The organism is Brevundimonas sp., assembly GCF_031082345.1.
In the GTDB taxonomy this organism is placed as follows: Bacteria; Pseudomonadota; Alphaproteobacteria; order Caulobacterales; family Caulobacteraceae; genus Brevundimonas.
In genome coordinates, this window is record NZ_JAVHLH010000398.1 from 1 (window position 1) to 1,517 (window position 1,517).

The window sequence follows — 1,517 nt, forward strand, 5'->3', positions numbered from 1 at the left end:
GCAGCAGCTCGGAGGCGTCCGGCGCGTCCGGCCCGCCCTCGGCGGCCACGGCCCCGATCGAGACGGTCGGATAGATGTCGAAGCCGGCCACCCTGAGCGGCTGCTCCAGGGCCTCGCGCAGACGTTCCGACGTGGCCCCGGAGCCGCGCGGCACGATCACCGCGAATTCGTCCTCGCCGACGCGGGCGGGATTGGCCTCCTGGGCGAAGGCGCCGTTCAGGCGCGAGCCGAGCGCCGCCAGCACCAGGTCGGCGCGCTCGTGCCCGAGGGCCTCGTTCAGCCGGCGCAGACGGTCGACGTCAGCCACCACCAGGTCGTATTCGCCCGGCTGGGTCAGGGTCTCGCCGGCGCGGGCGAGGAAGGTGCGGCGGTCCAGCAGACCGGTCAGATCGTCCCGATACGAGGCCGCAAACTTGGTTTCCAGCGCCACCACCCCGGCGGCGCGCAGTCCGTCCTCGAGCCAGACGCCGCGCCAGAGGCAGGTGTCGGAGTCGCGCATGCGCAGGCGCACGGCGACCTCGGTGCCTTCCGCCTGGGGCTTGAGGATGCGCTCGGCCAGCGAGCGATCGGACGGCACGGCCACGGCGGTGAAGGCGGCGCCCGAACACTCCGGCGCCAGCGGGCCGAGGCCCAGCGAGCGCGTCGCGCCCGTGAAGCGCATCTGGTCGTCGGACGGGGTCCAGATCCACAGCGCCGTATCCGCGGCGGCCAACGCCTCGATGGCGGTCGTCGCGTCCCAGGCCAGACTTCTGGAGCGATTGTTCAAAACGCGTGACGATCCCGACAGGACGGCGCCAAGGATCACCCCAGGTCAGCCGCCGCGTCCAACCCCGTCGTTGACGATGCCGAACAGTAGATGATCTGCCCAAGCGCCGTTAATTTTGAGATAAGCCCGCGCCTGTCCCTCCAGCGCGAAACCCACCTTTTCCAGCACCCGCCGCGAAGCCCGGTTGGTCGGCACGCAGGCCGCCTCGACCCGGTGCAGGTTCAATTCGTCGAAGGCGTGGGCCACCATGGCCCTGACCGCCGCCGTGGCGTGGCCCCGTCCCGCGTGGGGCTGGCCGATCCAGTAGCCCAGCGTCCCCGACTCGGCCACGCCGCGCCGCACGTTCGACAGGGTGATCGCCCCGACCAGCGCCTGGTCGACATCGGCGAAGATGAAGAAGGGCCAGGCGTTCCCCGCCTCCATCTCGCGCGCATAGATCGACAGGCGGCGCCGGAAGGCCGGCCGGGTCAGGTCGTCCTCGGGCCAGGTCGGCTCCCACGGCTGCAGATAGGCGTGGGACCTCTGACGCAGGGCGGCCCAGGCTTCGTGGTCCGAGGCGCGCGGCGGCCGCAGGGTCACCCCCTCCCCCTTCACGACCGGACCGGCCACGTCGTTTATCCAGTCCAGCAGGGCCATGGCGGAAGACTACCCCCCGGACGGTCAGCCGAAAAGAGCGTCGCGGAAGGCGGCGCCGGCGGGCGCGGCGGCCTTCGGGCCCAGCACGGCGGTCGCGGCCCGTCCCGCGGACAGG

Annotated in this window: 2 protein-coding genes; both read right to left on the bottom strand. The window is 72.2% G+C overall.

The annotated features are described in order from the left end of the window. The coding region (locus RDU12_RS15725) for a GGDEF domain-containing protein (protein WP_308685606.1) at nt 1-766 on the bottom strand (766 nt) is incomplete at its 3' end. 45 nt (nt 767-811) lie between these two features. Further along, nucleotides 812-1,402: a GNAT family protein gene (locus RDU12_RS15730; RefSeq protein WP_308685608.1), complete on the bottom strand. Its 591-nt coding sequence runs from the start codon at nt 1,400-1,402 to the stop codon at nt 812-814. Nucleotides 1,403-1,517: the final 115 nt, after the last annotated feature.

Bases quoted from the DNA above. Each gene is read 5' to 3' on its own strand.
- RDU12_RS15730 (WP_308685608.1), bottom strand. From the start codon at position 1,402: ATGGCCCTGCTGGACTGGATAAACGACGTGGCCGGTCCGGTCGTGAAG.